The sequence below is a fragment of the Mumia sp. genome, assembly GCF_028803055.1.
GTDB lineage: Bacteria > Actinomycetota > Actinomycetes > Propionibacteriales > Nocardioidaceae > Mumia.
Genome location: NZ_JARBCJ010000183.1, coordinates 1 through 6,316, shown reverse-complemented (window position 1 = coordinate 6,316; position 6,316 = coordinate 1). Strand labels below are relative to the sequence as shown.

The 6,316-nt window shown below is 73.4% G+C and carries 4 protein-coding genes and 1 pseudogene; 4 read left to right on the top strand and 1 reads right to left on the bottom strand.

From position 1 onward, the window contains the following. Together PV363_RS14730 and PV363_RS14725 are read left to right on the top strand one after the other, a co-directional pair. A pseudogene (locus PV363_RS14730) lies at nucleotides 1-287 on the top strand (response regulator); the annotation flags it as partial. After that, the gene (locus PV363_RS14725; RefSeq protein ID WP_301022709.1) at nucleotides 280-1,680 is read left to right on the top strand and encodes an adenylate/guanylate cyclase domain-containing protein; all 1,401 of its coding nucleotides are present in this window, start codon (nucleotides 280-282) and stop codon (nucleotides 1,678-1,680) included. The pseudogene PV363_RS14730 and the gene PV363_RS14725, both read left to right, overlap by 8 nt. Before the next feature lie 3 nt (nucleotides 1,681-1,683). Here the strand turns inward: PV363_RS14725 and PV363_RS14720 are convergent, their stop codons facing one another. Next, nucleotides 1,684-2,340 (bottom strand): thymidine kinase, encoded by a 657-nt coding sequence (locus PV363_RS14720; protein WP_301022708.1) that lies wholly within the window; start codon nucleotides 2,338-2,340, stop codon nucleotides 1,684-1,686. A 24-nt stretch (nucleotides 2,341-2,364) separates the two neighbouring features. Here PV363_RS14720 and PV363_RS14715 point away from each other — a divergent pair, with 24 nt between their 5' ends. Together PV363_RS14715 and PV363_RS14710 are read left to right on the top strand one after the other, a co-directional pair. Further along, entirely contained in the window at nucleotides 2,365-3,261 is an 897-nt protein-coding gene (locus PV363_RS14715) for a sulfurtransferase (protein WP_301022707.1), read from the top strand. Nucleotides 3,262-3,313: 52 nt separating this feature from the next. Beyond that, the gene (locus PV363_RS14710) at nucleotides 3,314-6,136 is read left to right on the top strand and encodes a helix-turn-helix transcriptional regulator (RefSeq protein WP_301022706.1); all 2,823 of its coding nucleotides are present in this window, start codon (nucleotides 3,314-3,316) and stop codon (nucleotides 6,134-6,136) included. Nucleotides 6,137-6,316: the final 180 nt, after the last annotated feature.

Here is a 6,316-nt window from a genome sequence, read left to right as displayed (position 1 = left end):
GGTGCGACGGACTGTTCCTGATGATCGGTGCCCAGCCACGGACCGACTGGCTGCCCGAGGAGGTGCGCCGGGACGTCCGCGGCTTCCTGCTCGCCGGGATGGACGCGGTGACCGACGGCACCTGGCCGCGGGACCGGCCGCCACGGCCGAACGAGTCGACGCTCCCGGGCGTGTTCGCCGTCGGTGACCTGCGCTCGGGATCGGTCAAGCGTGTCGCCTCCGCGGTGGGTGAAGGGTCGGTCGTGGTCTCGCAGGTTCACGAGTGTCTGGCCGAGGGCGATGCCTGAGGGCCACCGCGCGGCGCCGAGCGGCCGCCCGTCCCCGGGTGGGCGGACCGGCGCGATCGGTCTGGGCGTGTGCCTCGCGCTGCCGTTGCTCGGTCTCGCCCTGTTGATGTGGCAACCCGAGATCGACATCGCCTGGGAGGACCATCCCGCTCACTTCTGGCTGGTCCTGTCGGCCGCGGTGATCGGCGCCGTCCTGGCGTACGCGATGGGAGCCGCAGCCCTCCAGCGCGGTGACGCCCGCGTGCTGCTCGCCTCGTACGCCTTCCTGGTCACCGCACTGTTCCTGGGGCTGCACGCGCTGGCGACGCCGGACGTCCTCCTCACCACTCCCAACGCGGGCTTCGTGCTCGCGACGCCCGTGGGCCTGGCGCTGGGTGCGGTGTTCGCGGTGTGGTCCGGCAGCGACCTCGGCGGCGAGCGTGACGTCCGCCTCGTCCAGCGGGCCGGGGTGATCCGGGCGGTGGTCGCCGCGGTCGTCGTCGGGTGGGCGGTCCTGTCGCTGACAGAGATCTGGCCGTTCGACGCCGGTCCCGTGCCCGAGGAGGTCGACGGCATGCTGTCGGCGATCGCGGGCGCGGCGATCGTCGGGCACAGCGTCGCCGCGTGGCGCTATCTGAGGATCTGGAGGCGTCGCCGGAACGCGCTGCCGCTCGCCGTCGCCTCGGCGTTCCTGCTGCTGGCGGAGGCGTCGGTCGCCGTGGCCTTCTCCCGGAGCTGGCACCTGTCGTGGTGGGAGTGGCACCTCCTGGTGCTCGCGGCCGTGCTGCTCGTCGCCCTCACGGCCCGGCGCCAGTGGCACGAGGAGCGGTTCGCCGCTCTCTATCTCGACGAGACGACCCAGGGACGACGGGACATGAGCATCCTGTTCGCCGACCTCCAGGGTTTCACGACGTTCTCCGAGGCCCACGCGCCCCAGGAGGTCACGCAGATGCTCAACACGTTCTTCGAGGTGGCGGTGCCGCCGGTGGTCGGGCGCTACGGGGGAGACGTCGACCGCATCATCGGCGACGCGCTCATGGTCACCTTCAACCGGCGAGGAGACCAGCCCGACCATGCCCGTCGCGCGGCCCTCGCCGGCCTGGCGCTCCAGGAGGCGACCGAGGCCGTTGTCCGCGAGCATCCCGGATGGCCCAGGTTCCGGGTGGGGATCAACTCGGGTCCGGTCTCGGTGAGCGTGCTCGGCACCGCAGGAGGACGTACGCACACCGTCATCGGCGACACGGTCAACACCGCGTCCCGGATCGAGGGGAAGGCGCCCGCGGGCGGCGTCGCGGTGAGCGCGGCGACCCTCGAGCTGCTCTCCGGGGTCGTCACCGAGCCCCTCGGTGCCCTGGAGCTCAAGGGCAAGAGCGAGGCGGTCGAGGTGTTCCGGCTGCTCGCCGTCGAGCGGTGAGCCTCAGCCGTTGAACGGCAGCGGGTCGTTGAGCGTCGTGACCGCACGGGCCCGCGCCGTCGTCATACGACGACGGTGGTGCTGGCGGCACAGCACCTCGTACCCGACCTGCGGGGTGGGGAAGCCGGGCTCGTCGACGTCGCCGATGACGATCTGGTCACCCTCGGTGACCATCACACCGTTCACCGTGCGGGCGTTGTGGGTCGCCCGCTTGCCGCACCAGCAGAGCGCCTCGACCTGGAGGGGCTGGATCCGGTCGGCCAGCTCCACCAGGCGCACCGAGCCCTCGAACATGCGGGTCCGGAAGTCGGTCAGGATGCCGAAGGCGAACACGTCGATCTGCAGCTCGTCGGTGATCCGCGCCAGCGCCTCGACCTGGGCGGTCGTGTAGAACTGCGCCTCGTCACAGATGAGGTAGTCGATCCGCCCACCACCGGTCAGCGACCGGACGACGTAGTCCCAGAAGTCGAAGTCGGGGTCCACCTCGATCGCGTCGGTGGAGAGTCCGAGGCGGCTCGAGAGGCGGCCGTCGCCGGCACGGTCCTGACTGGTGAAGATCCGGCCGACGCGTCCCCGGGCCGCGTGGTTGTGATTGGTCTGGAGCGCCAGGGTCGACTTGCCGTTGTCCATCGTCCCGGTGAAGAAGAGGAGGCTCGCCACGAGGCACGAGGCTACCGTGTCGCCATGGTCGATCATTCCTCCGCCGAGCCCTCGTCCGACGACCGAGCCGATCCGCTCCGGGAGCCCCTGCTCACAGTGGGTGAGCTCGACACCATGCTGCGCCGGGGAGGGGTGACCCTGCTGGACGTGCGCTACGTCCTGGGCGGCAGCGCCGGCCGGGCCGCCTACGAGGCCGGTCACGTGCCCGGAGCCTCGTACGTGGACATGGACACCGAGCTCGCGGACCCGCCGGGCGACGGCCGCCGCGGGCGTCACCCGCTGCCGGACGCCGACCGGTTCGCGGCAGCGATGCGGGCGCACGGGGTACGGGCGGGCGCTCCCGTGGTCGTGTACGACGCGGGCGACGGCACCTCCGCCGCCCGGGCGTGGTGGCTGCTCACCTATCACGGCCACCGCGACGTACGGCTGCTCGACGGCGGGCTCGCGGCGTGGGAGGCGGCGGGGATGCCGGTCTCCACGGAGACCCCGGCACCCGAGCCGGGGGACTTCGCGGCAGATCCTGGGCACCTGCCCGTCGTAGATGCCGACGGTGCTGCGCGGGTCGGGCGGGACGGCGTGCTCCTCGACGCCCGTGTGACGCCTCGCTACCTCGGAGAGGTCGAGCCGGTCGATCCGGTCGCGGGTCACATCCCGGGAGCGGTGAGCGCGCCGACCTTCGACAACGTCGACGCCGCGGGACGCTGGCGCCCGGCAGAGGTGCTCGCGGACCGGTTCGTGGACCTCGGTGCCGTGCCGGGGCACGAGGTCGCCGTCTATTGCGGATCGGGCGTCACCGCGGCGCACGAGGTGCTCGCGCTGCGGCGCGTGGGCGTCGACGCGGCGCTCTATCCCGGCTCCTGGAGCGAGTGGGTGAGCGACCCGTCCCGGCCGGTCGCGACGGGGGACTCCGAAGCCACATAGGGAGGCGAGCGGCGTAGGCCGGTCTGACCGCGGCGTACGGCACGATGAGGCCATGGCTCACGTCCGTGCACCGTTGGTCGGCCGCGCCCCAGAGCTCGCCGTTCTGCGTGAGGCGTACGCGGAGGCGCGCCGGGGTGCCGTCCGCTCGGTCCTCGTCGCCGGGGAGGCCGGCATCGGCAAGAGCCGGCTGCTCCGTGAGTTCGTCTCCGAGCTGCGCGAGAGCGGCGACACGCTCGTCGTGTCCGGTGCGTGTGCCGACTCAGGCTCCGGACCGCTGCCGTACGCGGCGCTCGAGGGCCTGGTCCGCGACGTCGTCGGTGCGCTCGGCGCCGACCGGACGCTCGACGAGGCCGGGCCGAGCGCCGACGCGCTCGGGCTGGTGGCGCCGCGGCTGATCGACGTGCGCGTGCAGGCGAGCCCTGGGCGGCTGCCGGAGGTCGTGGCGGGGCTGCTGGCCTCGGTGGCGCAGCGCCAGCCGCTCGTCGTGGTCGTCGAGGACCTCCACTGGGCCGACGACGCCACCCGGGCGACGGTCGACCGTCTCGCACGGCTGCCGCAGGGGAGTGCCTTGCTGCTCGTGGCGAGCTACCGCAGCGACGACGTGGGCCGGGGGCACCCTTTGCGGTCGATGCTGGCCGAGCTCGAGCGCGCACGACTCGTCACCCGGCTCGCCGTCCCGCGCCTCGACGAGGGCGAGATCGCCCAGCTCGCCGCGGCGCTGCTCGAAGACGACGACGTCGGGCCCGGCCTTGCCGACCTCATCGACCGCAGCGAGGGCGTCCCCTTCTATGTCGAGGAGCTCGTCGGCTTCCTCGGCACCGACCTCCCCGACTCGCTGCGCGACCTGCTGCTCCTGCGCTACTCGCGGCTGTCACCGGCTGCGCAGGAGTTCTGCCGGCAGGTGGCCGCGGCCGGCCCGCGCGCCTCCTACGACCTTCTCTCCGACGCCCTCGGGCCTGATGCCGTGGTCGCGGCCGAGGGCGCCGCCCGCGAGGCCGTGGCAGCCGCGGTGCTCGAGGGCGACGAGGACGGCTACGCCTTCCGGCACGCGCTGGTCCAGGAGGCGGTGCTCTCCGAGCTCCTTCCCGGTGAGCGTCGCCGCCTGCACTCGGCGTACGCGAACGCTCTCGAGTCGTATCCGACGACCGTCGCGCGCCTGTCCGAGATCGCGGAGCACTGGTGGCGCGCGCGGGTGCCCGACCGTGCGCTGGCGGCCGCCGTCCGGGGCCAGGAGGCAGCAGACCGTGCGGGCTCCTGGACGACCGCCGCGACCCTGGGCGAGCGCGCGCTCGACCTCTGGGAGATGGTCCCGGACGCCGAGGAGGCCGCCGGCGTCTCCCATCACCAGCTCGTGATCGGCGTCGCCGATTCCGTGCGGTCGATGACCCGACTCGACCGTGCGCTCGCGCTGTGCCAGCAGGCCCTCGCCGAATGGCCCCCCGACGACACGGACGGCCTGGCCCGGGCGCTGGGCAACGCGGCGGTGATCGCCGCGCAGGCCGGCAGCACCGAGGGGCGCGCGTTCCTCGAGCGGGCGCTCGCCCTCGTGGGTCCGGGCGAGAACGACGAGGTGCGCGCGCTGCTCCTCGTCACGAAGACGCGAGACGGGATGCTCGACGGCCGCTCCCGCGAGGCGATCGCGAGCGCGACCGAGTGCTTCGAGACGGCGACGGCAGCGGGGGCGACGTCCAGCGCGTCGCTGGCGCTCAACATGCGCGGCGTCTCCCGTGTGTCGCTCGGGGACGTGGGCGGTCTGGACGACCTCGAACGCGCTCGTGACTTCGCCGTCGACGACTGGAGGGCGTTGTCGCGCTACTACGTCAACGCCTCCCACTGCCACCTCCTGCGAGGCGAGTTCGAGATCGCGCTCGGTCTCGCCTCGGAGGGGGCGCGGCGCTCGCGCGCGCTCGGGTCCGGGTGGAGCACCGATGCGATGCTCGAGGGCAACGCCGCCGAGGCGATGATCGGTCTGGGTCGGTGGGACGAGGCCGCAGCCTGGTACGAGCGGGCGATCCCGCTCGTGTCGGACAGCATGTTCGCGATGTATCTGCGCGAGCGCTGGGCGTGGCTCCAGATGTGGCGGGGCGAGCTGGACGCGTCCGAGGCGATCGCGCGGGCCAAGCTCGCCGGGTGGGAGCGGTTCGGGAGGCTCGAGCAGCAGGTCCGGACGCGGGTCGCCGCGACGCTGGGAGAGATGGCGCTGCTGCGGGGTGACCCGGACGAGGCCTTGCGGCTCGCCTCCGACATCCTGCTGCGTCAAGGTCAGGACCGGAGCCCGGGTGACGAGCTTCCGGTCGTCGCGGTCGCGGCGCGAGCGATCGCCGTGCTCCGCCGTGAGGCCGTGGGCGCGGCGCCCGACGTCGCGCCGTACCGCGCGATCGCCGAGGAGTGCGCGTCCTGGCCGACCTTCGCCGCATGGGGTGGTGCCGTCGCCGCCGAGCTCGGTGAGGGACCGTGGTCGGCGGTGGCCGACGCGCCGGGTCCCGCCCACCTGCGCCCGTACGCCTTGCTGCGCGACGGAGAGGCGTTGCTGGCTGAGGGGGACCGCGCGGGCGCGCGGGAGCGTCTGACGGAGGCCGTCGCGGCAGGGAGCGCGATCGGCGCCGGGCTCGTGGTGCAGCGGGCGGAGGCCGTGCTCGAGAGCGGAGGGCTGGATGCGGTCGGTAGGCGCGGGGACCCCGACGAGCTCACGGAGCGCGAGCGGCAGGTGCTGGCGCTGGTGGCCGAAGGGCTGTCGAACGGCGAGATCGGCGAGCGGCTCTTCATCAGCCGCAAGACGGCGTCGGTGCACGTGTCGGCGATCTTGCGCAAGCTCGGGGTGGCGAGTCGTACGGAGGCCGCGGTGAGGGCGCGCTCGGGCGCGCCGGGGGAGTGAGTCAGACTGCGGGGTGCCACGAGCGGGTTGACGGCGCTGCGTCCCACTTGCGGAGCGTGGTCCGCGGGTACGCGAAGCCGTGGTCCGGGTCGCCCGCCATCACCCAGCCGCCGTCGCGCACGTCGCCGCGCAGCTCGAGGAAGCCGCCGACGTAGGGGACGCATCCTGGCGGGAGAGTCG

Bases quoted from the DNA above. Each gene is read 5' to 3' on its own strand.
- PV363_RS14715 (WP_301022707.1), top strand. From the start codon at position 2,365: ATGGTCGATCATTCCTCCGCCGAGCCCTCGTCCGACGACCGAGCCGAT.
- PV363_RS14710 (WP_301022706.1), top strand. From the start codon at position 3,314: ATGGCTCACGTCCGTGCACCGTTGGTCGGCCGCGCCCCAGAGCTCGCC.
- PV363_RS14725 (WP_301022709.1), top strand. From the start codon at position 280: ATGCCTGAGGGCCACCGCGCGGCGCCGAGCGGCCGCCCGTCCCCGGGT.